Origin of the sequence: Pseudomonas sp. FP453 (assembly GCF_030687495.1) — a bacterium.
Lineage (GTDB): Bacteria > Pseudomonadota > Gammaproteobacteria > Pseudomonadales > Pseudomonadaceae > Aquipseudomonas.
In genome coordinates this window covers 6,194,823-6,219,539 of record NZ_CP117435.1, presented here as the reverse complement: position 1 = coordinate 6,219,539, position 24,717 = coordinate 6,194,823, and the positions used below count along the sequence as shown (strand labels likewise).

27 protein-coding genes are annotated in these 24,717 nt (G+C 62.9%); 15 read left to right on the top strand and 12 right to left on the bottom strand.

What is annotated here, in order from left to right; genetic code table 11:
* The first annotated feature begins 9 nt into the window (after nt 1-9).
* The 7 genes from hflC (at nt 10) to cfaB (ending at nt 7,225) form a co-directional block, all read left to right on the top strand.
* Nucleotides 10-999 carry a protease modulator HflC gene (gene hflC, locus PSH87_RS28445; protein WP_305434379.1) on the top strand — a complete coding sequence of 330 codons (990 nt, stop codon included), beginning with the start codon at nt 10-12 and terminating at the stop codon, nt 997-999.
* A complete protein-coding gene (gene hflK / locus PSH87_RS28440; protein WP_305431937.1) occupies nt 996-2,030 on the top strand; it encodes a protease modulator HflK in 1,035 nt (344 codons plus the stop codon). Before hflC ends, hflK begins: the two co-directional genes overlap by 4 nt.
* Nucleotides 2,027-3,913, top strand: coding sequence for a cation-translocating P-type ATPase (locus PSH87_RS28435; RefSeq protein WP_026136890.1), 1,887 nt, complete (start codon nt 2,027-2,029; stop codon nt 3,911-3,913). Before hflK ends, PSH87_RS28435 begins: the two co-directional genes overlap by 4 nt.
* Before the next feature lie 105 nt (nt 3,914-4,018).
* Nucleotides 4,019-4,270, top strand: a complete 252-nt coding sequence (locus PSH87_RS28430; RefSeq protein WP_305431936.1) for a hypothetical protein — start codon at nt 4,019-4,021, stop codon at nt 4,268-4,270.
* A 60-nt stretch (nt 4,271-4,330) separates the two neighbouring features.
* The gene (locus tag PSH87_RS28425; protein ID WP_305431935.1) at nt 4,331-5,176 is read left to right on the top strand and encodes a DUF692 domain-containing protein; all 846 of its coding nucleotides are present in this window, start codon (nt 4,331-4,333) and stop codon (nt 5,174-5,176) included.
* Nucleotides 5,167-5,976: a DNA-binding domain-containing protein gene (locus tag PSH87_RS28420; RefSeq protein ID WP_305431934.1), complete on the top strand. Its 810-nt coding sequence runs from the start codon at nt 5,167-5,169 to the stop codon at nt 5,974-5,976. Before PSH87_RS28425 ends, PSH87_RS28420 begins: the two co-directional genes overlap by 10 nt.
* 64 nt (nt 5,977-6,040) lie before the next feature.
* On the top strand, nt 6,041-7,225 hold the full coding sequence (gene cfaB, locus PSH87_RS28415) for a C17 cyclopropane fatty acid synthase CfaB (RefSeq protein WP_305431933.1): 1,185 nt from the start codon (nt 6,041-6,043) through the stop codon (nt 7,223-7,225).
* Nucleotides 7,226-7,359: 134 nt separating this feature from the next.
* Here cfaB and cls read toward each other — a convergent pair whose 3' ends face one another.
* Nucleotides 7,360-8,799 (bottom strand): cardiolipin synthase, encoded by a 1,440-nt coding sequence (cls, locus tag PSH87_RS28410; RefSeq protein WP_017737600.1) that lies wholly within the window; start codon nt 8,797-8,799, stop codon nt 7,360-7,362.
* 130 nt (nt 8,800-8,929) lie between these two features.
* Here cls and PSH87_RS28405 point away from each other — a divergent pair, with 130 nt between their 5' ends.
* Nucleotides 8,930-9,451, top strand: coding sequence for a DUF3617 domain-containing protein (locus tag PSH87_RS28405; RefSeq protein WP_257782906.1), 522 nt, complete (start codon nt 8,930-8,932; stop codon nt 9,449-9,451).
* Here the strand turns inward: PSH87_RS28405 and PSH87_RS28400 are convergent.
* The 7 genes from PSH87_RS28400 to folE2 are packed head-to-tail and all read right to left on the bottom strand — an operon-like array spanning nt 9,448 to nt 15,067.
* On the bottom strand, nt 9,448-10,785 hold the full coding sequence (locus tag PSH87_RS28400) for a dihydroorotase (protein ID WP_305431931.1): 1,338 nt from the start codon (nt 10,783-10,785) through the stop codon (nt 9,448-9,450). The genes PSH87_RS28405 and PSH87_RS28400 overlap by 4 nt on opposite strands.
* A gap of 3 nt (nt 10,786-10,788) precedes the next feature.
* Entirely contained in the window at nt 10,789-11,349 is a 561-nt protein-coding gene (locus PSH87_RS28395) for a DapH/DapD/GlmU-related protein (protein WP_005792581.1), read from the bottom strand.
* A complete protein-coding gene (gene hisI, locus PSH87_RS28390; RefSeq protein WP_026136888.1) occupies nt 11,346-11,759 on the bottom strand; it encodes a phosphoribosyl-AMP cyclohydrolase in 414 nt (137 codons plus the stop codon). Before hisI ends, PSH87_RS28395 begins: the two co-directional genes overlap by 4 nt.
* Nucleotides 11,756-12,634, bottom strand: coding sequence for a metal ABC transporter substrate-binding protein (locus PSH87_RS28385; RefSeq protein WP_017737595.1), 879 nt, complete (start codon nt 12,632-12,634; stop codon nt 11,756-11,758). The genes hisI and PSH87_RS28385 overlap by 4 nt, the downstream gene beginning before the upstream one ends.
* Before the next feature lie 11 nt (nt 12,635-12,645).
* Entirely contained in the window at nt 12,646-13,512 is an 867-nt protein-coding gene (locus PSH87_RS28380; protein ID WP_017737594.1) for a metal ABC transporter permease, read from the bottom strand.
* Complete coding sequence (locus PSH87_RS28375; protein ID WP_017737593.1) at nt 13,512-14,180, bottom strand: metal ABC transporter ATP-binding protein; 669 nt, start codon at nt 14,178-14,180, stop codon at nt 13,512-13,514. Before PSH87_RS28375 ends, PSH87_RS28380 begins: the two co-directional genes overlap by 1 nt.
* Complete coding sequence (folE2, locus tag PSH87_RS28370) at nt 14,177-15,067, bottom strand: GTP cyclohydrolase FolE2 (RefSeq protein WP_017737592.1); 891 nt, start codon at nt 15,065-15,067, stop codon at nt 14,177-14,179. Before folE2 ends, PSH87_RS28375 begins: the two co-directional genes overlap by 4 nt.
* 128 nt (nt 15,068-15,195) lie before the next feature.
* Here folE2 and PSH87_RS28365 point away from each other — a divergent pair, with 128 nt between their 5' ends.
* On the top strand, nt 15,196-16,398 hold the full coding sequence (locus PSH87_RS28365; protein WP_305431928.1) for an N-acetylmuramoyl-L-alanine amidase: 1,203 nt from the start codon (nt 15,196-15,198) through the stop codon (nt 16,396-16,398).
* Here the strand turns inward: PSH87_RS28365 and PSH87_RS28360 are convergent.
* Nucleotides 16,395-16,763 (bottom strand): hypothetical protein, encoded by a 369-nt coding sequence (locus tag PSH87_RS28360; protein ID WP_017737590.1) that lies wholly within the window; start codon nt 16,761-16,763, stop codon nt 16,395-16,397. The genes PSH87_RS28365 and PSH87_RS28360 overlap by 4 nt on opposite strands.
* A gap of 129 nt (nt 16,764-16,892) precedes the next feature.
* Between PSH87_RS28360 and dksA the strand changes: the two genes are divergently transcribed.
* The 4 genes from dksA to PSH87_RS28340 are packed head-to-tail and all read left to right on the top strand — an operon-like array spanning nt 16,893 to nt 20,182.
* Nucleotides 16,893-17,297 (top strand): RNA polymerase-binding protein DksA, encoded by a 405-nt coding sequence (gene dksA / locus PSH87_RS28355; RefSeq protein WP_257782897.1) that lies wholly within the window; start codon nt 16,893-16,895, stop codon nt 17,295-17,297.
* Between the two features lie 25 nt (nt 17,298-17,322).
* Entirely contained in the window at nt 17,323-18,531 is a 1,209-nt protein-coding gene (gene zigA, locus PSH87_RS28350) for a zinc metallochaperone GTPase ZigA (protein WP_026136887.1), read from the top strand.
* Nucleotides 18,531-19,175 carry a DUF1826 domain-containing protein gene (locus PSH87_RS28345; RefSeq protein ID WP_305431925.1) on the top strand — a complete coding sequence of 215 codons (645 nt, stop codon included), beginning with the start codon at nt 18,531-18,533 and terminating at the stop codon, nt 19,173-19,175. Before zigA ends, PSH87_RS28345 begins: the two co-directional genes overlap by 1 nt.
* A gap of 44 nt (nt 19,176-19,219) precedes the next feature.
* The gene (locus PSH87_RS28340; protein ID WP_305431924.1) at nt 19,220-20,182 is read left to right on the top strand and encodes a GTP-binding protein; all 963 of its coding nucleotides are present in this window, start codon (nt 19,220-19,222) and stop codon (nt 20,180-20,182) included.
* On the opposite strand, the gene PSH87_RS28335 is transcribed toward PSH87_RS28340, so the two are convergent.
* Nucleotides 20,176-20,571 (bottom strand): DUF3301 domain-containing protein, encoded by a 396-nt coding sequence (locus tag PSH87_RS28335; RefSeq protein ID WP_017737585.1) that lies wholly within the window; start codon nt 20,569-20,571, stop codon nt 20,176-20,178. The genes PSH87_RS28340 and PSH87_RS28335 overlap by 7 nt on opposite strands.
* Before the next feature lie 117 nt (nt 20,572-20,688).
* Here PSH87_RS28335 and pdxY point away from each other — a divergent pair, with 117 nt between their 5' ends.
* Nucleotides 20,689-21,561 carry a pyridoxal kinase PdxY gene (gene pdxY, locus PSH87_RS28330; RefSeq protein WP_305431922.1) on the top strand — a complete coding sequence of 291 codons (873 nt, stop codon included), beginning with the start codon at nt 20,689-20,691 and terminating at the stop codon, nt 21,559-21,561.
* A gap of 140 nt (nt 21,562-21,701) precedes the next feature.
* On the opposite strand, the gene PSH87_RS28325 is transcribed toward pdxY, so the two are convergent.
* On the bottom strand, nt 21,702-22,178 hold the full coding sequence (locus tag PSH87_RS28325; protein ID WP_017739034.1) for an acyl-CoA thioesterase: 477 nt from the start codon (nt 22,176-22,178) through the stop codon (nt 21,702-21,704).
* 291 nt (nt 22,179-22,469) lie between these two features.
* On the opposite strand from PSH87_RS28325, the gene PSH87_RS28320 reads away from it, so the two are divergent.
* Nucleotides 22,470-24,233 (top strand): cation:proton antiporter, encoded by a 1,764-nt coding sequence (locus tag PSH87_RS28320; RefSeq protein WP_017739033.1) that lies wholly within the window; start codon nt 22,470-22,472, stop codon nt 24,231-24,233.
* Between the two features lie 62 nt (nt 24,234-24,295).
* On the opposite strand, the gene PSH87_RS28315 is transcribed toward PSH87_RS28320, so the two are convergent.
* Entirely contained in the window at nt 24,296-24,703 is a 408-nt protein-coding gene (locus PSH87_RS28315; protein ID WP_017739032.1) for an SMI1/KNR4 family protein, read from the bottom strand.
* Nucleotides 24,704-24,717 lie beyond the last annotated feature (14 nt).

Here is a 24,717-nt window from a genome sequence, read left to right as displayed (position 1 = left end):
GGAGTCGGTCTGTTGAGCGCTCATTCTCACGATCACGGTCATCATCATGGCCATCACCACCATCATCACGGTGACGAGCAAGCGGCTGGCCCGTTCCCTTGGCGGCGCATGGCCTGGGCGCTGTTGCTGGTGCTGTTTGCGGTCGCGGCCGCGAGCCTGGTGCAAGTGCGCTCCGGCGAGGCCACGGTGATTACCCGTTTCGGCAACCCGGTGCGGGTGCTGTTGGAGCCGGGCCTGGGCTGGCGCCTGCCGGCGCCGTTCGAAGCGGCGATTCCGGTGGACTTGCGCCTGCGCACCACCTCCAGTGGCTTGCAGGACGTGGGCACCCGCGATGGCCTGCGCATCATCGTGCAGGCCTACGTGGCGTGGCAGGTGCAGGGCGATGCCGACAATGTGCAGCGCTTTATGCGCGCGGTGCAGAACCAGCCGGACGAAGCGGCGCGGCAGATCCGTACCTTTGTCGGCTCGGCGCTGGAAACCACGGCGGCCAGCTTTGACCTGTCGAGCCTGATCAACACCGATGCCAGCCAGGTGCACATCGCCGATTTCGAGGCGCAGCTGCGCCAGCAGATCGATCAACAATTGCTCACCACCTATGGCGTGCGCGTGGCCCAGGTTGGCATCGAACGGCTGACCTTGCCGTCGGTGACGCTCACCGCCACGGTTGATCGCATGCGCGCCGAGCGCGAGACCATCGCCACCGAACGCACCGCCGTGGGCAAGCGTGAAGCGGCGCAGATCCGCTCCGCCGCCGAGCGCGACGCGCGCATCGTGCAGGCCGATGCCACGGTGAAAGCCGCCGATATCGAAGCGCAATCGCGGGTCGAAGCCGCGCAGATCTACGGCCGCGCCTACGCCGGCAACCCGCAGCTGTATAACCTGCTGCGTTCGCTGGATACCTTGGGCACGGTGGTGACGCCGGGCACCAAGATCATCCTGCGCACCGATGCTGCGCCGTTCCGCGCGTTGGTGGATGGGCCCAAGGACGTCCAACCATGATCGAGCGTGACAGCCCGGACAGCCCGTGGATCCAGGCCGGGCGCCTGACTTTCATGGCGCTGTACGCGGTGACCGTGTTGGCCGCGTTGGCCTGGGCGTTTTCCAATGTGCGCCAGATCGACCCGCAGAACCGCGCCGTGGTCCTGCACTTCGGCGCCCTCGACCGTATCCAGAACGCCGGCTTGCTGCTGGCCTGGCCGCAACCGTTCGAGCAAGTGGTGTTGCTGCCGGCGGCCGACCGCGTGATCGAACGGCGGGTGGAGAACCTGCTGCGCTCCGAGGCGGCGCTCCAGGCCGACCGCGTGGCCAGTTTTGCCACGCCGTTGAGCGATGCCCTGGCCGGCTCCGGTTACCTGCTGACCGGCGACGCCGGGGTGGTGCAGCTGGATGTGCGGGTGTTCTACAAAGTCACCGAGCCTTACGCGTTTGTGTTGCAGGGCGCCCATGTGTTGCCTGCCTTGGATCGCCTGGTGACGCGCAGCGCCGTGGCCCTCACGGCGGCCCGCGACCTGGACACGATCCTGGTGGCGCGCCCCGAGCTGATCGGCACCGACAACGGCGCCGCCGAGCGCCGTGAACGCTTGCGTGGTGACCTGGTGCAAGGCATCAACAAACGCCTCGCCGAATTGGCCTCGACGGGCTTGGGCCTGGGCATCGAAGTCACCCGCGTGGATGTGCAATCCAGCCTGCCGAGCCCGGCGGTGAATGCCTTCAACGCGGTGCTGACCGCCAGCCAGCAGGCTGACAAAGCCGTGGCCAACGCGCGCACCGACGCGGAAAAACTCACCCAGGCCGCCACCCAGCAGGCCGACCGCGTGGTGCAAGTCGCCCACGCTCAGGCCAGCGAACGCTTGGCCAATGCCCAGGCGCAAACCGCCACGGTCGCCAGCCTGGCCCAGGTGAAAGACCCGGGCTTGCTGTTGCGCCTGTACCGCGAACGCCTGCCGAAGATTCTCGGCCAGGCCGGTTCCGTGACCACGGTCGATCCGAAAGACGACTCCCGCTTGATTATCCAGGGAGCCGAACAATGAGCGCACCCATGCTGACCTCCGCCGAGCAGCGCAGTGCTGCGCGGCAATTGACCCTGGCCATGCTGGCCCTCGGCTTGCTGGTGTTGGGCCTGGTGTGGCGCTGGCTGGCGCCGGACCAGACCGGCGTGAGTCAGTTGTTGCTGGGTGTGGCGTCGCTATTGGTGGCCGTGCCGGTGATGCGTTCGGCGTGGTACAGCCTGCGTTTTCCCAGCCTGCATGGCATCACCGATCAACTGATCGCCCTGGCCATGCTCGGCGCCTGGGCCACCGGTGATCTGCTGACCGCTGCGCTGCTGCCAATCATCATGATCTTCGGCCATGTGCTTGAAGAACGCAGCGTGATCGGCTCCCAGGAGGCGATCCACGCACTGGGCAAACTGACCCGCAGCCACGCGCGCCTGGTGCAGGCCGACGGCAGCATTGTCGAGGTGGACAACGGCACGCTGCACACCGGCGATATCGTCGAAGTGCGCGCCGGCGACCGCGTGCCCGCCGATGGCGTGGTGCTGTCGGGTCAGGCGAGCCTGGACACCGCGCCGATCACCGGCGAGTCGGTGCCGTTGGAGGCGAGTGTGGGTGTGCAGGTGTTCGGCGGGGCGATCAACCTCGACGGCTTGCTGCGCCTGGAAGTGACCCGCACCGGCAATGAATCGACCCTGGGCAAAGTCATCGCGCTGATGCAAAACGCCGAGCGTTCCAAGCCGCCGATCACGCGGCTGCTGGAGCGTTACGCCGGCAGTTACATGGTGTTGGTGTTGCTGCTGGCGGCGGTCACCTGGTTTGTCACCAACGATGCGCAGGCGATGCTCGCGGTGCTGGTGGCGGCGTGCCCGTGTGCGTTGGTGCTGTCGGCGCCGGCCACGGCGATTGCCGGGATTGCAGTGGCGGCGCGCCATGGGATTCTGATCCGCAGCTCGGCGTTTCTGGAGGAGCTGGCGGACTTGACCTCGCTGGTCGTGGACAAGACCGGCACCCTGACGTTTGGCACCCTGCGCCTGCAATCCATCGAAACCTCGGCGCCGGATCGGCAGGTGTTGCTCAACCTGGCGGCCAGCCTCGGCTCCGCCAGCAGCCACCCGGTCAGCCGGGCATTGGCCGGGTTGGCCACGCAGGAACAGCTGCTGGTGCTGACGGATATCCGTGAGCGCCAGGGCCTTGGTGTGGTGGCGCAGACCGCACAGGGCGAAGCGGCGCTGGGGCGGCCGGAGTTGTTTGAGCAACTGGGGATCGTCACCACGCCTGTGCCGAACCACGACGGCCCGATTGCCGGGCTGGCGCTGGACGGGCAATTCCTCGCCTGGCTGCTGCTGGCCGACAGCGTCAAACCCGAGGCCCGCCAGGCGCTACAAGAGCTGCGCGACCTCGGCCTGGGCCGTCAATTGCTGCTCACCGGCGACCGCCAAAGCGTCGCCGACAGCCTGGCGCTGGACGTGGGCATCAGTGACGTCGAGGCGCAGGCGTTGCCGGAAGACAAGCTCAACCGTGTGCTGGGGGAGATCGGCAGCGGTTTCCGCCCGATGGTGGTGGGCGACGGCATCAACGATTCCCTGGCGCTCAAGGCTGGCGTGGTCGGCGTGGCCATGGGCGCGGGCGGCGCGGACATTGCGTTGGCCTCGGCGGACGTGGTGCTGATCGGCAGCGACCTGCGACGCCTGGGCACCTGTGTGCGCTTGAGTCGCCAGTGCCGGCAGACGTTGCAGGTCAACGTGATCATCGGCCTGGGTTGGACGCTGGCCATCGTGGTATTCGCCGCCTTTGGCTGGCTGGGCGCTGCCGGGGCGATGATTGCGGCGGTGTTGCATAACCTCAGCACCTTGCTGGTACTGGGCAATGCCGGGCGTTTGCTGCGCTTTCAGGAGCCTTTGTCGAAGCTCGAAGAATAAATTTTCGCGGGTGCTGTAACGCCAGGCGGGGACCTCTCTCTAGTGGTGTGTCGAGACTGAACAATCCGTTCAGACCGACACCCTACTGATATGAGGAATACAACAATGAACATCAAAAACGCGGTTTCCGGTGCTGCCCTGGCTATCGCTGCCGCCACCATGTTTGCCGGTGTCGCCACCCAGGCACAAGCCGCCGACGCGCCTGTTCACTGCTACGGCGTGACCTCCTGCAAAGGCATGAACGACTGCAAGACCGCTGAAAACGCCTGCAAAGGCCAGGCTGTCTGCAAGGGCCACGGCTTCAAGGCCATGACCAAGGCCGCGTGTGATGCGGCTGGCGGCAAAGTCGGCGAGTAATCGAGTGCACCCGCAGCGGTTGCCTACCGCCGCTGCGGACACTTTGCCCAGGAGCGTCTTATGTCCACTGCCCTTGCAAGCCTCGGTTACGGCCTGGGTCTGCGCAGCGAGTACTACCAGCAGATCCTTGAACAATCGCCGGCCGTGGATTGGTTCGAAGTGATCTCCGAAAATTACCTGGTGCAGGGCGGCAAAGCCTTGTACTACCTGGACGCCATCGCCGAGCGTTATCCCCTGGTGATGCACGGCGTGTCCCTGTCCATCGGCGGGCCCCATGCCCTCGATCTCGATTACCTGAAACAGATCAAGCAGCTTGCCGAGCGTATCCAGCCGGCGTGGGTGTCCGATCACCTGTGCTGGAGCCGTGGCAGCGCGCACCAGTTGCATGACCTGCTGCCCCTGCCTTACACCGAAGAAAGTCTCTACCACGTGGCCGCCCGTGTGCGCCAAGTGCAGGACGTGTTGCAGCGCCCGCTGGTGCTGGAAAATGTCTCCAGTTATGTGCGCGCCAAGGCCGATGAGTTCACCGAGTGGGAATTCCTCAACGCCCTGGCGCACTTGTCGGGCTGCCAGCTGTTGCTGGATGTGAACAATGTGTACGTCAGCTCGCGTAACCATGGTTTCGATGCCTGGACATTTATCCGCAACCTGCCGCCGCACAGCATCCGCCAGCTGCACCTGGCCGGGCATATGGACTACGGCGACTATGTAGTCGATACCCATGACCACCCGGTGTGCGACCCGGTGTGGGCGCTGTATCAACAGACCCTGCAACATTTCGGGCCGGTGTCGACGTTGTTGGAGCGCGACGACCATTTCCCGCCGTTCGAAGAGCTGCTCACCGAACTGGCCAAGGCCCGTGAACTGGGGGCAAGCGCCCTGGCCAGGAGGCCGTTATGCGCCTGACCGACTGGCAGTTGGCTTTTGAGCAGCATCTGTTAGACGAAACACCGCTGGCCAACAGTGGCTTTGCCGCGACGTTGCTGGGCGGGCCGACGCTGGATGTGGATACCGGCCTGGCGATCTATCACAACGCCTACCGGGCGCGGTTGCAGGACGTGTTGCGCAATGACTTCGGTGCTATCTGGTATTGGCTTGGGGATGCTGAGTTTGCCTTGCTGACGGAGGCTTACGTGCGCCGGTATCCGTCGGTCCATTACAGCCTGCGTTGGCTGGGCGAACGCTTCGCAGACTTTATCGTCGAGCATTTGCTGGAGGAACAAAGTGCGCCGCTGGCGGAGTTGGCGCGGTTGGAGTGGGCGTTCACCCTGGCGTTCGATGCGCCCCAGGGCGAGCCGCTGGGCCTGGAGGACATGGCGTTGTTGGCGCCTGAGGACTGGCCGGGTTTGCAGGTCACCCTGGCGCCCTCGGTGCAGCAGATGCTGTGTCACTTCAATACGCTGGCGATCTGGCGAGCGGGTAAGGACGACGCGGATTTTCCTGGCAGCGAGGCGTTGGCGTCGGCACGGATCTGCCTGGTGTGGCGCCACCGGAACGTGTGCCGTTACCGCAGCCTGGAACCCAAGGAAGCCTGCGCCCTGGCAGGCATGGTGGCCACTGGCTGGAGCTTTTCAGAACTGTGCGAGCACTTGGCAATCACGTATGCAGAGGGCGCACCGCTGCAGGCCGTTACATGGTTGAAACAGTGGATCGAAGAGGGGTTGCTTGAGCGCCGCGGCCATAGCGATGAGCTATCAGATCGATAGCCTCCTACTTGTCTCGGGATGGTCTACCCTCTTTTCAGACGTCTGAAACAAGGGGGGACTACTCATGCTCGCGCAACTTCCACCGGCCTTACAGAATCTTCAGCTGCCGCTGCGTCTTCGACTCTGGGATGGCCATGAATTCAACTTGGGCCCCGAGCCCAGTGTGACCATCGTGGTGAAGGACCCCACGGTCGTGCCTCAGCTGACCCATCCGACGCTCAATTCACTGGGCGAGGCCTTTATCGAGGGCAAACTGGAGCTGGAAGGCTCCATCAGCGAAGTGATCCGGGTATGCGACGAGTTGAGTCATGCCCTGGTGGAGGACGACGAAGAAACGCGTCCGGTGCGCTCGATCCACGATAAGGCCACAGACGCGGCGGCCATTTCCTACCACTACGACCTGTCCAACGAGTTCTACCAGCTGTGGCTGGACCAGGACATGGCGTACTCCTGCGGTTACTTCGAAACCGGCAGCGAATCCATCGACCAGGCTCAACAAGACAAATTCCGCCACCTGTGCCGCAAGTTGCGCTTGCAGCCGGGCGAGTATTTGCTCGACGTCGGCTGTGGCTGGGGTGGGCTCGCCCGGTTTGCCGCGCGGGAGTTTGGGGTCAAGGTGTTTGGCATCACCCTGAGCAAAGAACAGTTGGCCCTGGCTCGCGAGCGGGTGAAAGCCGAAGGTTTGGACGACCAGGTGGACCTGCAATTGCTCGACTACCGCGACCTGCCGCAAGACGGCCGTTTCGACAAAGTGGTGAGTGTGGGCATGTTCGAACACGTCGGCCACGCCAACCTGGCGCAGTATTGCCAGACCCTGTTTGGCGCGGTGCGTGAAGGCGGCCTGGTGATGAACCACGGTATCACCGCCAAGCACACCGACGGCCGCCCCGTTGGCCGGGGTGCCGGTGACTTTATCGAGCGCTACGTGTTTCCCAACGGCGAGTTGCCGCATTTGGCGATGATGACTGCCGAGCTCAGCGAAGTCGGGCTGGAAGTGGTCGATGTCGAAAGCCTGCGCCTGCATTACGCACGCACGCTGGACCATTGGAGCGAGCGCCTGGAGGACAACCTGGAAGCGGCGGCGAAGATGGTGCCGGAGCAGGCGTTGCGGATCTGGCGGTTGTACCTGGCGGGGTGTGCGTATGCGTTTGCGCGGGGGTGGATCAATTTGCATCAGATTCTGGCGGTGAAGCCCCATGGGGATGGTAGCCATGAGCTGCCGTGGACCCGGGAGGATATCTACCGCTGAATCAGCAGCACCAAAGATCTAAAAATGTGGGAGCTGGCTTGCCTGCGATAGCGGTGTATCAGAACCAGATGAGCTGGCTGATGCACCGCTATCGCAGGCAAGCCAGCTCCCACAGTTTTTTACCGTGTTGTTGGTTAGAGGATGGGTGAGATCAAGCGCGCCACCCGCATGCCCAGCTGTTGCAGGCGCCGGGTCTCGCGGCTTTCTTCCTGGCTGACTTCATGGGCCAGGGCAAAGTCATCCAGCAGCATCTGTTCCACCTCGTGGGCGAAGGCTTCATCCACCGTCAGCAACATCACTTCAAAATTCAGCCGGAACGAACGGTTGTCCATATTCGCACTGCCGATGGCGCTGATTTCGCTGTCCACCAACACCACCTTTTGATGCAAAAAGCCTGGCGTATAGCGGAACACACGCACGCCGGCGCGCACGGCTTCGATCGCATACAGGCTGGAGGCCGCGTAGACGATGCGGTGGTCGGGGCGCGACGGCAGCAGCAGGCGCACGTCAACGCCGCGCAATACGGCCAGGCGCAGGGCGGCGAACACGGCTTCGTCGGGGATGAAATACGGGCTGGTGATCCATACGCGTTCAGTCGCCGCGTGGATGGCTTCGACGAAGAACAGCGAGCAGGTTTCATACGGGTCGGCCGGGCCGCTGGCGAGCAGTTGGCAGAGCACGCCGTCGTCGGGGTAGGCGTCCGGCAGGATCAGCGGCGGCAGCTCCCGCGCCGCCCAGAACCAGTCCTCGGCAAACGACTCTTGCAGGCACGCCACCACCGGGCCGGTGACCTGCACATGGGTGTCGCGCCACGGCGCCAGCGGCGGTTTTTTGCCGAGGTATTCATCGCCGACGTTGTGCCCGCCGACAAACCCGGTAACGCCGTCCACCACGACGATCTTGCGGTGGTTGCGGAAGTTGACCTGGAAACGGTTGAGCCAGCCACTGCGCGTCGCGAATGCCTTGACCTGCACCCCGGCGTCACGCAGGGATTGCACGTAACGGTGAGGCAGGGCATGGCTGCCAATGCGGTCGTACAGCACGTAAATGCTGACACCTTGGGCGGCTTTTTCCTGCAGTAGGGTGTGCAACTGCCTGCCAAGCTCGTCGTCATGGATGATGAAAAACTGGAACAGCACCGCAGTCTTGGCGTTGCGAATCGCCGCGAAGATCGCGCTGAAGGTGGCGTCGCCATTGATCAACAAGCGCACTTCGTTGTTGGCCAGGCATGGCATGCGCCCCAGCTTGGGCATGGCGCGCAGCGAGGCGTAGGCGCTGGAGTTGCGCGCGGCGAGGGCTTCTTCGACCCACGGGCGCCAGTTCAGCTCGGTGATGGCGGTGTGCATTTCCTGGTTGGCCTGGCGCCGCGCCTGGATGTAGGCGTCAAAGGTGCTGCGGCCAAAGATCAGGTAGGGGATGAGCGTGAGGTAGGGCATGAACATCAGCGACAGGGCCCAGGCGATCGAGCCTTGGGCGGTCCTGACGGTCAGCACCGCGTGGATCGCGGCGAGCGTGCCGAGAAAGTGCAGCGTGGCGATGAAGTAGGCGAGCAGGTGCGGGCCAAAGAAATCCATGGACGACGAGACTCCAGACAATCCAATGCCTAACAGACCATGTCTGGTGCCGAATGTCGCTATTTTATTTGCCGTGCAACACTGGCGGCTTTGCGGCGTCTAACGCCCACAATTACCCAGGAGTTACCCGATGAATGCACGTCTGCTCTGTTTGGCCATGGTCACTGGTTTGGCGCTGCCCGTCGCAGCACAGGCGCAGATGCTGGCGCCGGGCTTGTGGGAATTGACCACCAGCAACATGAAAGTGGATAACCAGGACCTGCCGGATTTGTCGCTGATCCTCGGCCAGCTCAAGCAACAGATGACCCCCGAACAGCGCGCCATGCTGGAAAAACAGGGCATCACCATGGCCGGTAAAGGCGTGCAGGTGTGCCTCACCCCGGCGCAGGTCGCTTCTGACTCTATCCCCCTGACCGACCCGCAATCGGGCTGCAAACAGGAAGTGACCGACAAGACCGGCAACCAGTGGAAATTCCGTTTCAGCTGCCCGAAAGCCCAAGGCACCGGTGTCGCCACTTTCCAGAGCCAGAAGGAATTCAGCACCAGCGTCAACGGCACCTTCAATGCCACCGGCATTCAGCAGAAGGGCAGCCTGGACACCCACGCCCAATGGCTGGGCACCGATTGCGGCACGGTCAAACCCCGCGCCTAACGCAGAAAGTGAAGGGGCAAACCCTGGCAGCTGTTGACCACCTGGCCGTTGTGCCACGCCAGGTGGCCGGATACCAGCGTGGTGCTGACGCTGTGGCGGAAGCTACGCTCGGCGAAGGGCGTCCAGCCGCAGCGGCCGAGGATCGGTTGGCTGCTCACCGGTTTGCCTTGCGGTTCGGGCTGGATCAGCACCAGGTCGGCCCAATAGCCTTCACGCACATAGCCGCGATCAGGAATGGCAAACAGGTCCGCCACGCGGTGACTGGTCTTCGCCACCAGGGTGGCCAGGGGCAAATGCCCGTCGGCCACCAACTCCAATAACGCCGGCAGCGCGTGCTGCACCAGCGGCAAACCCGCCGGCGCTTGCCGATACTCCAACTGTTTTTGCGCCCAGGTATGCGGCGCATGATCACTGCCGATCACATCCAGACGATCACTCAACAAGGCCAGGCGCAGGGCGTCGCGGTCGGCGCGGGTCTTGATCGCCGGGTTGCATTTGATCTGGTGGCCGAGGCGGTGATAGTCGCGGTCGTCGAACAGCAGGTGGTGCAGGCAGACTTCAGCGGTGATGCGTTTTTCTGACAGCGGTTTGTCTTCGAACAGCGCCAGTTCGCGGGCGCTGGTCAGGTGCAGTACGTGCAGGCGGGTGCCGTGGCGCTTTGCCAATTCCACCGCAAAGGAGGACGAGCGATAACACGCCTCGGCATCGCGGATCAGCGGGTGGGCGACGGCGGGGATGTGTTCGCCGAAGCGCTCGCGCAGGCGCAGTTCGTTGGCCTGGATGCTCGGCGTGTGCTCGCAATGGGCTAGCAGGATGGTCGGCACTTCGGCAAACAGGCGCTCGAGGATGCGCGGGTCGTCCACCAGCATATTGCCGGTGGAGGCGCCCATGAACACTTTGACCCCGGCCACTTCACGCGGGTCGAGGGCCGCGACGATGTCGAGGTTGTCGTTGCTCACACCAAAATGAAAGCCGTAGTTGGCCACCGAGTGCAGCGCGGCACGGCGCTTTTTATCGGCCAGCGCTTCGAGGTCGAGGGTGGCGGGGTTGGTGTTGGGCATGTCCATGAAACTGGTGATGCCGCCGGCCACCGCCGCACGGGATTCGCTGTAGAAGCTGCCTTTGTCTGGCGCGCCGGGTTCTCGAAAATGCACCTGGTCATCGATCATGCCCGGCAGCAGCCACTGGCCCTGGGCGTCGATGGCCACGGGCGCGTTGCAACCTTCGATGCTGCTGGCGATCTTCTCGATGCGGCCATTGGCGACCAGCACATCGGCGTCGAATTCCTGGCCTTCATTCACCAGGCGGGCATTGCGGATCAGCAGGCGGCTCATGGTTCAGAACTCGTTTTGCAGGGCTTTGTAGCCGCGCACCAGATCGACGTTGGTGCGCGCCACGTCTTCGGAAAACTCCGAGGCGCTGACGCTCACTGGTGGGAATTGCGACAGGTCGGTGTTGGGCCCGATGCGGGTGGTGGAGGGCACGTAGAACGCGGCGGGCAAGTCGCGCCCGTCCACCACCGAGTTGTGGCGCACCACGCAGCCGTCGCCCACGGCGCAGTTGAACAGCACGCTGTTGAAGCCGATAAACACACGGTCGCCGACGGTGCAGGGGCCGTGGACGATGGAGCGGTGGGCGATGGAGGTGAACTCGCCGATGGTCACCGCGGCGCCGGATTTGGAGTGGATGACCACGCCGTCCTGGATATTGGAGTTGGCGCCGATGGTGATCGGGTCCATGGCGCCGCTGGCGTCGACTTCGTCGGCGCGGATCACGGCGTAGGGGCCGACGAAGACGTTCTCGCCGATGATCACCTTGCCGCAGATGATTGCGGTTTTATCGACGTAGGCCGATTCGGCAATCACTGGCAGATCGCCGGAAGGGTTCTTGCGGATCATGCTGAGGCTTCCGTAATGATGTGGACGTGGTCGCCATCGATGGCGTTGTAGAAGCAGGTGGGCCGACCGGTGTGGCAGGCGGGGCCTTGCTGATCGACGATCAGCAGCACGGCGTCGCCGTCGCAATCCAGGCGCGCTTCCACCAGTTGCTGCCAGTGGCCGGAGCTTTCGCCCTTGCGCCACAGCCGCTGGCGCGAGCGCGACCAGTAGCAGACGTGGCCGGTGGCGAGGGTTTCGTTAAGGGCCTGGCGGTTCATCCAGGCCAGCATCAGCACCTCGCCGCTGCCATGCTGTTGGGCGATGGCGGCGATCAGGCCAGCGCTGTTCCACGGCAGGGCATCGAGCACGGCTTCGAGGGGGAAGCGGCTGCCCAGGGCAGCCCCTTCCAGGTCGAGCATGCTCAGGCTCATGGCTTGGCCAGGGCCGCGCACAGGGTGTTGAGGTTGTATTCGAACAGCCCGGTAAAGGTGCTCGCCGGGCCTTCGGCGGCGAGGGCGTCGGAGTACAGCGTGCCGCCGATCTGCGCGCCGCTTTCGTCAGCGATCTGCTTGAGCAGGCGCGAATCCTTGATGTTTTCCATGAACACGGCCTTGACCTTGTCTTTGCGGATCTGCGTGATCAGCGCGGCGACTTCGGCGGCAGACGGTTCACGTTCGGTGGACAAACCCTGGGGCGCGAGGAACTCGATCCCGTAAGCCTGGCCCAGGTAACCAAAGGCGTCATGGGAGGTGACGATGCGGCGGTTGCCCGGCGGCAGTGCGCCGAACTTGGCCTTGGCTTCGGCCAGCAGGCGGTAGATGTCCTTCAGGTAGGTTTGGCTGTTGCGCTGGTAATCGGCTTTGTTGGCCGGGTCGGCGGCGATCAGGGCCTTGGTGATGTTGTTCACATAGATTTCGGCATTGGCCAGGTTGTGCCAGGCGTGCGGGTCGGGGATGGTTTCGCCGTCCTCGTCCATGGTGTGGGAAATCACGCCTTTGCTGGCGGTCACTACGGTGGCTTTGGTTTCGGTGCTGGTCACCAGGCGGTCCAGCCACGGCTCGAAGCCCAGGCCATTCTTGATAATGACCCGGGCCTTGAGCAGGGCCTTGGCGTCGTCCGGGGTGGGCTCGTAGGTGTGGGCATCGGCGTCCGGGCCGACCATGTTGCTGATCTGGATGTGCTCGCCACCGATCTGGTGGGTGATGTCATCGAGAATACTGAAGCTGGTGACCACCTGGAGTTTGTCGGCCGCCTGGGCCATCGACAGCGGCAGCAGTAGGCTGAACAGCACGAGTAGAGCACGCATCGGGAAACACCTCATTGGGATGACAGCAAAGGCGGGCGGCGCAGCAAGCCGTGCACCGGACCGAAGACCACGGACAGCAAATACCCGGCGCCCGCCACCAGCACGATGGCCGGGCCGCTGGGCAACGAGTAGTAGAACGACAGCAACAAGCCCAGCCATACCGACAGGCATCCCAGCACCGCCGATACCGCGATCAACACCGGCAGGCGCCGGCTCCAGAAACGTGAAGCGATGGCCGGCAACATCATCAGGCCTACCACCATCAGGGCGCCGATGGCCTGGAAGCCGATCACCAGGTTCAGCACCACCAGCGTCAGGAACAACCCATGCGCCAGCGGGCCGAGGCGGCTGACCGTTTGCAGGAACAGCGGGTCGAGGGTGTCCAGCAGCAGCGGTTTGTAGATCAGCGCCATGGCGATCAGGCTGAACCCAGTGACCCAGAGCATGCCGGTGAGGGTGGTTTCGTCCACCGCCAGGGCTGAGCCAAACAGCAGGTGCAGCAGGTCCAGGCGCTTGCCGGCGAGGCCGAGGATCAGCACGCCAGCGGCGAGGGAGATCGGGTAGATAGCGGCGAGGCTGGCGTCTTCGCGCAGGCCGGTGCGGCGGGTGATCCACGCGGACAGGCCGGCCATGCTCAGGCCGGCGCCGAGGCCGCCGATGGTCAGCGCGGGCAGGCTGAGGCCGGCAAACCAGAAGCCGAGGGCGGCGCCGGGCAGGATGCCGTGGGCCACGGCGTCACCGATCAGGCTCATGCGGCGCAGGATCAGGAACACGCCGAGGGGCGCGGTGCTGCATGCCAGAACGAGCCCGCCGATCAGTGCGCGGCGCATGAAGACAAAATCAACGAACGGCATCCACAGGTGGGCGGCGAAGTGCATCAGGCCACCTGCATTTGGGCTTGTGGGCGGATCAGCTCTTTGCTGTTGCCGAACACGCAGCCAGTGCTTTTGATCTGCACGACTTGTTGGGTGTGCTGGCGCACCGAGGCGAGGTCGTGACAGACCACGATCAGTGTGCGGCCGGCGTCATGCCAGGCGTGGATGTGTTTCCAGCACAGCGCCTGGCCGTCTTCGTCGAGGGCGGCGTGAGGTTCGTCGAGCAGCAACACCGGTGCTTCGGCCAGGCTCATGCGGGCGAGCAGGGCGCGTTGCAGTTCGCCGCCAGACAAGGCCATCAACGGGCGATGTTGCAGGCCGCTGAGGCACCAGTCTTCCAGGACCGCTTCCAGGCGCTGGCTGCGTTGTTGCGGCGAGAGTTTCGTGCCCCAGAAGCCAGCGGCGACCAGTTCTTGCAGGCTGATGGGGAACTGGCGGTCGAGGTGCTGTTGCTGGGGCAGGAACGACAGGCCGCCACGCCGTGAGACGTCCACGCGCACTTTGCCCGCCAGCGGCTTTTGCAGGCCGGCGATGACTTTGAGCAGGCTGCTTTTGCCGGTGCCGTTGGCGCCGATGATGCCGGTGAGGCTGCCTTGTTGCAGGGTGAGATCGAGGGCGGGGGTCAGCGGTTGGCCTGGCGCGCCCCAGCGTAATGCGGTGCAGGTGATCATGCAGGGTGTCTCGTCCAGCGACTTTCAGCCACGGCATCGTGCGCGTGCAGGCTTTCGGCGTGGATCACTTTCAGGTGGAAGGCTTTGACGGCATCCGAGCGTTTCAAGGCGAGGTTCAGGCGGCGGGCGGCGTCTTCGCAGAACATCAGGTTCTGCCCGTTGGCCAGGGCGAAGGCTTGTTCGTCCGCACGTTTTACGGCGGTTTGTACGGCGGTGCCGAGGGCCGCTTCGGCGTGGTCGATCAACTCAGTCAGCGCCAGGTCTGAGCCTTGCAATTGGATATTTAACTGCGCAGTGCTGCGCTGGCTGTGGGGCGTGGCGATGATGCCGTTGGCGCTGCCCAGCCAGTTGAGGACGTCTTCGTGCTTGAGCGGCGTATTGCTGAAGTCGTCGAGAAATTGCTGCTGAATCAACTGCCTGGCGAGGGCGGCGGAGCAAGGGCAGGTTGATGAGTAGGTAACGTCAATTTTTAGTTCCACGTGGAACATCTGGTTTTCCAGGCGCGCTTCGAGGCTCACCGGGTAGGCCTTCCAGCCAGCCAAAGGGCTGATCAACGCCGGGCGTTTGAGCAGCAAATCGGTGTGGATGCGCAGGTAGGCGTTCTTAGATAAACCTTCATGTGTGTCGAGGAAACGCTGCAGTACATTACGCAGAAGTGCAGGCGTAAGCGGCTGTTGCTCAAGCATTTCCAGCGCCAGGTACAGGCGTGACATATGAATGCCACGGGCTTCACCGTCGTCCAGGCTGACGCCGGCATCGGCGCGGGCGCTGAGGCGTTGGCCGTCGATCAGGATCGGCAGGGCGATGCCGCACATGCCCACCCAGTCAAGTGGCAAGGCTTGGCGTGAAGCCTGCGCGGCGATATCCGGCAGAGTCAGCGCATTCATAAGCAGGTCCATCGTTGGTAATAATTAGACATGTTATAGTATAACAATAACATCGACGATGAATATTCTGCTCCAGCCTTTTTTCAGCCCTGTCGAGTACGGACGCTCCTTTATCTGCGGTATTTGTCATGCACAGACGTCAGCTCCTCAACCTGCTCCTGGTCAGCCCGTTGTTCACCTTGCCGTTTGCCGCCCACGCCACGCAGATCAGCAATGCGCGCCTGTGGCGCTCGGCGGACAAGCTGCGCTTGGTGTTCGACCTCAGCGGGCCGGTGCAGTACAAGACCTTTTCCCTGACTTCGCCGGAACGCTTGATCATCGACCTGAGCGGCGCCGGGCTCAGTGGTGATTTTTCGCAGTTGGCCTTGAAGAACAGCGGCATCACGTCGATCCGCTCGGGGCATTTCGGCAAGGCGGACACGCGCATCGTGCTGGACCTGGCCGCGCCGATGCAGCTCAACAGCTTTCTGCTGCCGCCGCAGGATGGCCAAGGTCACCGCCTGGTGCTGGACTTGACCAGCAGCACCCTAGCGCCTCGGCAAATCGCCGCTGAGCCCGCGCCCATCACGGACAAGGCGCACCCCAAGCGCGACATCATCGTGGTGGTCGACCCCGGCCACGGCGGTAAAGACCCGGGTGCCATCGGCTCCAAAGGCCAGCGCGAAAAAGACGTGGTGCTGTCCATCGCCCAGTTGCTGGCCAAGCGTTTGAAGCGTGAGAAGGGCTTTGACGTGAAGTTGGTGCGCAACGATGACTTCTTCGTGCCGCTGCGCAAACGCGTGGATATCGCCCGTCAGCACAAGGCCGATATGTTCATCTCGGTGCATGCGGATGCTGCGCCACGGCTGACCGCGTCGGGAGCGTCGGTGTATGCGTTGTCGGAAGGGGGCGCGACGTCGGCTACGGCGCGCTTCATGGCGCAGCGTGAGAACGGTGCGGATTTGCTGGGCGCCACCACGCTGCTCAATCTCAAGGACAAGGACCCGATGTTGGCGGGGGTGATTCTGGATATGTCGATGAACGCCACCATCGCCTCCAGCCTGCAACTGGGCAGCTCGATCCTGGGCAGCCTGGAAGGCATCACCACCCTGCATCAGAAGCGCGTGGAGCAGGCTGGATTCGCGGTGCTCAAGTCACCGGACGTGCCGTCGATCCTGGTGGAGACCGGGTTTATCTCCAATACCCGCGACGCTGAGCGTCTGGTCACGGCGCGTCATCAACAGGCGGTCGCGGATGGTTTGTTCGACGGGTTGAAGAAGTATTTCCAGAAGAATCCACCAATGAACAGCTACATGGCCTGGGCCCAGGAACAGAAGGCCGGCCAGGTCTAACAGCCGGTGATCCGGCTGCAGGTGAACTTGGCGCTGGAACCACCGGAACTGGAAAACCGGTTGATCGTGGTCCAGCCCACACGCCGCGTGTAACCCACCCACGCCTCACCGTCCGAGGCCAGCCCGGTAAAGAACGTGAGTTGCCCATAACGGCTGTTGGTCTGTGCCCAGCGGCGTTTGCCGAGCACCTCGAAACCGCGCAAATACGTGGTGCTGCCGACCGTCGCCACGCTGTAGGCATTGCCTTGCGGGTCCACGCAGGCCAGCAGGTTGGCGCTGCGCGTGCACTTCGCCAGCAGGCTCGGCACTTGGGCGCAGGCCGGGCCTGCCACGGCCAATAACAGGGCGCACGCCAGGTATTTCATAAGGTTTCTCAAGGCTGGAAAGTGCTCAAGCATTGCGCCCTTCGTCGTGGCGAGCAAGGGGGATTGGGATCTTATTTGTATTGTTATACTATAACATAAAAGCACAGCCTGACCCGTGACCCGCTCCCCATGACTAGACAAGACCTGCTGGCCCAACCGCCCGCCGACTACATGAACGAAGCCCAGCAAGGCTTCTTCCGCGAACTGCTGTTGGCCCAGCGCAATGAGCTGCAAGCGCGCATCGACGCCGAGTTCCAGTTGCTGCGCGAGCAAGAGCCCAACAGCGACCCCGCCGATGTCGGCAGCGCCGAAGAACAACGGCAATGGCAGCTGCGCCTGCTGGAGCGCGAAAAGAAGCTGCTGGACAAGATCGACGACGCCTTCGAACTGCTCGCCCGTGGCGAATACGGCTGGTGCCGTGAAACCGGCGAGCCCATCGGCCTACAGCGCTTGTTGCTGCGTCCTACCGCCACCCTGTGTATCGAAGCCAAAGAACGTGAAGAGCTGCGCGAACGCCATAAACGGGCGATTTGACCGGCCACCTGATGAGGAATACCTGATGCCCAATCGTCTCCCCGTTACTGTGTTGTCCGGCTTTCTCGGCGCCGGTAAAAGCACGCTGCTCAACTACGTCCTGCGCAACCGCGAAAACCTGCGGGTGGCGGTGATCGTCAACGATATGAGCGAAATCAACATCGACGGCAGCGAAGTCCAGCGCGACGTCACCCTCAACCGCGCCGAAGAAAAGCTGGTGGAGATGAGCAACGGCTGCATCTGCTGCACCTTGCGTGAAGACTTGCTGCTGGAAGTGGGAAAACTCGCCAAGGAAGGTCGTTTCGATTACCTGCTGATCGAGTCCACCGGCATTTCCGAGCCATTGCCGGTGGCGGAAACCTTCACCTTTCGCGATGAAAACGAGCAAAGCCTGGCTGATATCGCCCGCCTGGACACCATGGTCACCGTGGTCGATGGCATGAACTTCCTGCTCGACTACCAGGCCGCCGAAAGCCTCGCTTCCCGCGGCGAAACCCTCGGCGAAGAAGATGAGCGCTCGATCACCGACCTGCTGATTGAACAGATCGAATTCGCCGACGTGATCCTGATCAGCAAGATCGACCTGATCAGCAGCCGCGAACGCGAAGAGCTGATGGCGATCCTCGAACGCCTCAACGCCCAGGCCGAAATCATCCCGATGGTCATGGGCGAAGTGCCGCTGCACAAGATCCTCAATACCGGGCGCTTCGACTTCGAGCGTGCGGCCCAGGCTCCGGGCTGGTTGCAGGAATTGCGCGGCGAACATGTGCCGGAAACCGAAGAGTACGGCATCGCCTCCACCGCTTACCGCGCGCGCCGGCCGTTCCATCCGCAGCGTTTTTTTGACTTCATCGACCGCCCTTGGGTCAACGGCAAACTGCTGCGCTCCAAGGGCTTTTTCTGGCTGGCCAGCAAGCACCAGGACGCCGGCAGTTGGTCCCAGGCGGGTGGCCTGATGCGCCATGGTTTTGCCGGACGCTGGTGGCGCTTCGTGCCCAAAAGCCAGTGGCCGCAGGACGAAGAAAACGTCGCGGCGATCATGGGCAACTGGCAACTGAGCACCGGCGATTGCCGCCAGGAACTGGTGTTTATCGGGCAGAACATCGACTTCGCCGCCATGCGCGCCGAACTGGACGCCTGCCTGCTCAACGATGAAGAAATGGCCCTGGGCGTCGAAGGTTGGCGCTTGCTGGCCGATCCTTTTGGCCCTTGGTATGAGGAGGCAGCTGCCTGATGCTCGCCCCGGTAATCCCCCTGCGTCCCGTGATTCGCCAGACCCGCGGGGAAACCCCGTTGGCCCTGTCCGATATCCTCGAAGACGGCGTGAACCTGGCGCTGTGGCAGCGCCAATTGCCCCTGCACATCGCCGAGTTCGGCGCCTTGCTCGTATCGCTCAACGAGCCGTTGGCCGATTCCATGGTGGTCGAACTCGACAGCGAAGATGCAGTGCCGAATTTGCAGGACCTGGCGTCCAGTTGCCGTGATCTTGAAGGCTATGAGGGCTTTATCGCCGATGTCTCGTGGCTGGTCAGCGCATTCGCCTGCCTGCTGGGCGCCAAGCGCATTGGCGTGCGCTTGCGCCTGTTGGACAAGGCCATGTGCCCGCGTTTTCACGTCGATCACGTGCCGGTGCGGTTGATCACCACCTACGCCGGCATTGGCAGCCAGTGGTTGCGCGAAGGGGTGATGGATCGTCGCCAGCTGAGTCAGGCCGATGCCGAACCGAGCGAGCGCATCGAGCAGATCCACTGCGGCGAAGTCGCGCTGCTCAAGGGCACTAAATGGCACGGTAACGAAGGCCATGGCCTGATCCATCGTTCACCGGCATTAAAAGCGGACGAGCGCCGCTTGATCCTGACGCTGGATTGGCTCGCATAACCGCGTAGGATCAAACCCTCTACACGGCCTGAATGATGCCTTCCATGTTGCAGAACATTCCCACTCACGTGATTGCCGGTCCCCTGGGCGCCGGCAAGACCAGCCTGATCAAGCACCTGCTCGCCCAACGCCCGGCCAACGAACGTTGGGCCGTGCTGATCAATGAGTTTGGGCAGATTGGCCTGGACGCCGCGCTACTGACCCTGGACGACGACGGCATTGCCTTGGGCGAAGTCGCCGGCGGCTGCTTGTGCTGTGTGAATGGCGCACCGTTCCAGGTCGGCCTGGGCCGTTTGCTGCGTAAGGCCAAGCCGGATCGGCTGTTTATCGAACCGTCGGGGCTGGGCCATCCCGCGCAGTTGCTCAAGCAACTCAAGGCGGCGCCGTGGCAGGCCGTGCTGGCAGTTCAGCCGTGCGTACTGGTACTGGATGCCCAGGCCCTGGCGGCCGGTAAACCCTTGCCGCAGGCGCAACAAGAAGCGCTGGCCAGTGCGGGGTTGTTGGTGTTGAACAAGGATGAAGGGCTGGATGCCGCACAACGCCAGGCCATCGAACGGCAGTTACCCGATTGCCCGCTCTACTGGACGCGCCAGGCGCACATGCCCCTCAAACAGTTGCCAGGCTTGAATGCCCAAGGGTACGGGGCAGTGGATAACTTCGACGTGCCCAAAGGGTTGGCGCAAATGCCGGCGATCTGGAGCGACCCCGCGCTGCCTATCTGCCTGAGTCAGGCCCAGGAAGGCGGCTGGAGCATCGGTTGGCGCTGGCACCCGAGCCAGCGATTTAACGCCGAGCGCCTGCATCAGTGGCTCACAGGCCTTGAATGGCGCCGCGCCAAACTGGTTATCCACAGCGGCGAAGGCTGGCTCAGCGCCAACGCGGTGGATAGCAGCCCGCTCACCTGGCAACCCAGCGAATGGCGCCGCGATTCACGTATCGAATTGATCTTCAGCGCGCCACAGGACGTGGCGGCGCTACAGGCCGCGCTGGCCGCCTGTCGTCAGTGACGGTTCTTGCTGGCGTGGTCCTGGCGCCATTGGCTCAGCTCGATCACGTCGGCGCTGGGCAGCGGCGTCTTGATCTCGAACGGGTAGGGCGCCAGTTCGATCTGCGCGCTGTGGGCGCCGAATTGGGTGATGGTCCCCGGATGACGGCTTTCGCCGGTCACGGTGAACTCGAAATTGTAGATGCGTGCCAGGCGCCGGCGGCCCTTGGCATCCTTCACAAACCCGATGCGCTTGAGCGCCACGGCGCCGTCGAGCAGTTCGATGTCGAGCTTGGCGCAATGCTGCTTGACCCGCTCCAGCGCGCGCTCGCGCAGGCCGTGGTTGTGCCACACCCAGGCGGCGCCGGTCGCCAGCAGCATCAACACGAAGATATTTCCCAGGGTCAGCATGCGAAAAACTCCAACAAAGTGAGAGCAGCTTAACTGTGTCGCCGGTCTGTCGTACAGGCTGCGTTTAGTCGCATACTGCGCGGCCAGAATCTCAATGGCTTTACGGACATTCCCTGCATGAAACGCACACCTCATCTGCTTGCGATCCAGTCTCATGTGGTCTTTGGCCACGCCGGAAACAGCGCCGCCGTGTTCCCCATGCAGCGCGTCGGGGTGAACGTCTGGCCGCTGAACACGGTGCAGTTCTCCAACCACACCCAGTATGGCCAGTGGGCCGGCGAAGTGTTGGCGCCGCAGCAGATTCCGGCGCTGGTGGAAGGCATTGCGGCGATTGGCGAGTTGGGCAACTGCGATGCGGTGCTGTCCGGCTACCTGGGCAGTGCCGATCAGGGCAGGGCGATCCTGACCGGGGTGGCGCGCATCAAGGCGATCAACCCCAAGGCCCTGTACCTCTGCGACCCGGTCATGGGTCACCCGGAAAAGGGCTGCATCGTGCCGCAGGAAGTCAGCGATTTCCTGCTGGACGAAGCGGCGGCCATGGCTGACTTCCTGTGCCCCAACCAGCTGGAGCTGGACAGCTTTGCCGGGCGCAAGCCGCAGTCGCTGTTCGATTGCCTGGCCATGGCCAAGGCCTTGTTGGCGCGCGGGCCGAAGGCAGTGCTGGTTAAACATTTGGATTATCCGGGCAAGTTGCCGGAAGGTTTCGAGATGCTGCTGGTGACCCACGACGGCAGCTGGCACCTGCGCCGGCCGTTGCTGGCGTTTCCGCGTCAGCCGGTGGGGGTGGGTGACCTGACTTCCGGCCTATTCCTGGCGCGGGTGCTGCTGGGCGACAGCCTGGTGGCGGCTTTCGAGTTCACCGCAGCGGCGGTGCATGAAGTGCTGCTGGAAACCCAGGCGTGTGCGAGTTATGAGCTGGAGCTGGTGCGGGCTCAGGATCGGATTGCGCATCCGCGGGTGCGCTTTGAAGCCACGCCGATAGATCTGTAAACACACAAAACCCAATGTGGGAGCTGGCTTGCCTGCGATGGCGGTGTGTCAGCTTGCACATCTGGTACTGACATACCGCCATCGCAGGCAAGCCAGCTCCCACATTTTGATTGGGTTTACAGCTCGAGCTTTGCCGTGTCTCAGCCCTTGATTTCCTGATACCGCTTTTCCAGCTCCTGGCGGATCTGCCGTCGTTGCTGCGCCTGCACAAACCGGCGCTTGTCTTCGCTGTTGTGCGGCTGCAACGGCGGTACGGCGGCCGGCTTGCGCTGGTCGTCCACGGCGACCATGGTGAAGAAGCAGCTGTTGGTGTGACGCACCGAGCGCTCGCGGATGTTTTCGGTGACCACCTTGATCCCCACCTCCATCGAGGTGTTGCCGGTGTAGTTGACCGACGCGAGGAAGGTCACCAGCTCGCCGACATGGATCGGCTCGCGAAAAATCACTTGGTCTACGGACAATGTCACTACGTAGCGGCCGGCATAACGGCTCGCACAAGCGTAGGCCACTTCGTCGAGGTACTTGAGCAGGGTGCCGCCGTGGACATTGCCAGAGAAGTTGGCCATATCAGGGGTCATCAGCACCGTCATCGACAGTTGGGCGTTTCCGGGTTCCATAGCACACTCACGGTTGTAGGCATTGGTTTGGGGGGCACCTCTGCGGGTGCTGGAATCTTTGTTGCGCCATCCATAACGGGACGCAGGTGGGCGGCTTGCCGTCACGCCTGGGCCGATCTGTTTCCATATATTGCACCGGCTTTCTGCCGGAAGTCGCGGTGTTAACCTGCAAAAGCCCGTCTCAGGGCATTTCTTACGATTTAGGCAGACTTTTCCTTCCGCACTTTGCGACTTTCCAAAGGCGCGTACGGAAGTGGGAAAAGCGCCGGTACCTTCAAGGAGCCCCTCGCCATGCACGCCATCAGCTTTATCCAGGACCTGGCCGTGATCATGCTGGTCGCAGGGGTGGTCACCATCCTGTTTCACCGCCTCAAGCAGCCGGTGGTGCTGGGCTACATTGTCGCCGGCTTTATCATCGGCCCGCACACCCCGCCGTTCGGCCTGATCCACGACGAAGACACCATCAAGACCCTCGCCGAGCTGGGGGTGATCTTCCTGATGTTCTGCCTGGGCCTGGAGTTCAGCCTGCGCAAGCTGTTCAAGGTCGGCGCCACGGCGTTTATCGCGGCGTTCCTGGAGATCATCCTGATGATCTGGATCGGCTACGAGATCGGCCAGTGGTTCGACTGGAACACCATGGACTCGCTGTTCCTCGGCGCGATCCTGGCCATCTCCTCCACCACCATCATCGTCAAGGCGCTCAACGACCTGAAGATGAAAAACCAGCGCTTCGCCCAACTGATTTTCGGTGTGCTGATCGTCGAAGACATCCTCGGCATCGGCATCATCGCCTTGCTGTCGAGCATCGCCGTCAGTGGCACGGTCAGCTCCGGCGAGGTGTTTTCCACGGTCGGCAAGCTCTCGCTGTTCATGATCGTCGCGCTGGTCATCGGCATCTTGCTGGTACCGCGTTTGCTGGCCTACGTGGCCAAGTTCGAAAGCAACGAGATGCTGCTGATCACCGTGCTGGGCCTGTGTTTCGGCTTCTGCCTGTTGGTGGTCAAGCTGGAATACAGCATGGTGCTGGGCGCGTTCCTGATCGGCGCGATCATGGCCGAATCCAAGCAGTTGATTAAGATCGAGCGCTTGATCGAGCCGGTTCGCGACATGTTCAGTGCGATCTTCTTTGTGGCGATCGGCTTGATGATCGATCCGCAGATCCTGCTGCAATACGCCTGGCCGATTGCGGTGATCACGGTGGCGGTGGTGCTGGGCAAGATGTTGTCCTGCGGCCTTGGGGCGTTTATCGCCGGTAATGATGGCCGCACCTCACTGCGGGTAGGCATGGGGCTGTCACAGATTGGCGAGTTTTCCTTCATCATCGCGGCGCTGGGGATGACGCTGCAGGTGACCAGCGACTTCCTGTACCCGGTGGCGGTGGCCGTTTCGGCGATTACCACGTTGCTCACGCCTTATCTGATTCGTGGCGCCGACCCGTTGTCGTTGAAGATCGCGGCGGTGATGCCCAAGCGCATGAGCCGGGTGTTCGGCATGTATGGCGAATGGCTGCGCAGCATTCAACCCCAGGGCGAGGGCGCGATGCTGGCGTCGATGATCCGCAAGATCATCCTGCAAGTGGGGGTGAATCTGGCACTGGTGGTGGCGATCTTCTTTACCGGCAGCTTTTTTGCAAAGCGCATCGGCGGCTACCTGGAAGGTTGGATCAGCGATCCAAGCTGGCAAAAGGCATTGATCTGGGGCGGGGCGTTGCTGTTGTCGCTGCCGTTCTTGATTGCGGCGTATCGCAAGCTCAAGGCGCTGTCGATGTTGCTGGCGGAGATGAGCGTGAAACCGGAAATGGCCGGGCGCCATACCCAGCGCGTGCGACGGGTGATCGCGGAGCTGATCCCGATCCTGTCGCTGCTGGTGATCTTCCTGCTATTGGCAGCCTTGTCGGCCAGTATTCTGCCGACCAACAAGTTGCTGGTGCTGATCGCCGTGGTCACGGCGGCGGTGGCGGCCGTGCTCTGGCGCTGGTTCATCCGCGTGCATACGCGGATGCAGGTCGCCTTGTTGGAGACGCTGGATAACCATAAGGATACGGCGGAGCACTGAGTGAGGGGGCTGCTTTGCAGCCCGGCGGGAGCAAGCTCCCTCGCCACTAGAGCACACAGGGCTCAGCTTTCCAGCCAGACGTCCCGCGCCCAGTGCCACACCGATTCCCAGGTTTCTTCGGTGACCAGCTCTTCTTCGCCGGACCACAGCACCACGGTGCCGTCTTCTTCGACGCAGTAGTAGTCGTCGCCGTCCTGGCAGATCGGGATCATGCTGCGGTCAACGCCGGCATCCCAGGCGTTGGCGGCCACGTCCGGCAGGTAGGTGTGGGACTGCGGGTCGGTGACGGTCACCGGCTCCAGGCTGCCGTAGACCACGTCGCTGACAGTCAGCAGGAACTCACGGAAGACAAACGGGATGTCGATGAACAGTTGTTCTTCGATTTCCACCAGCTGGTCTTCGTCAGGCAGCTCCAAAGGAACCGGGACCGGTTCGTTGGCTTCACGCAATTGTTCGATGATTTCTTCCACGGCCGGGATCCTCT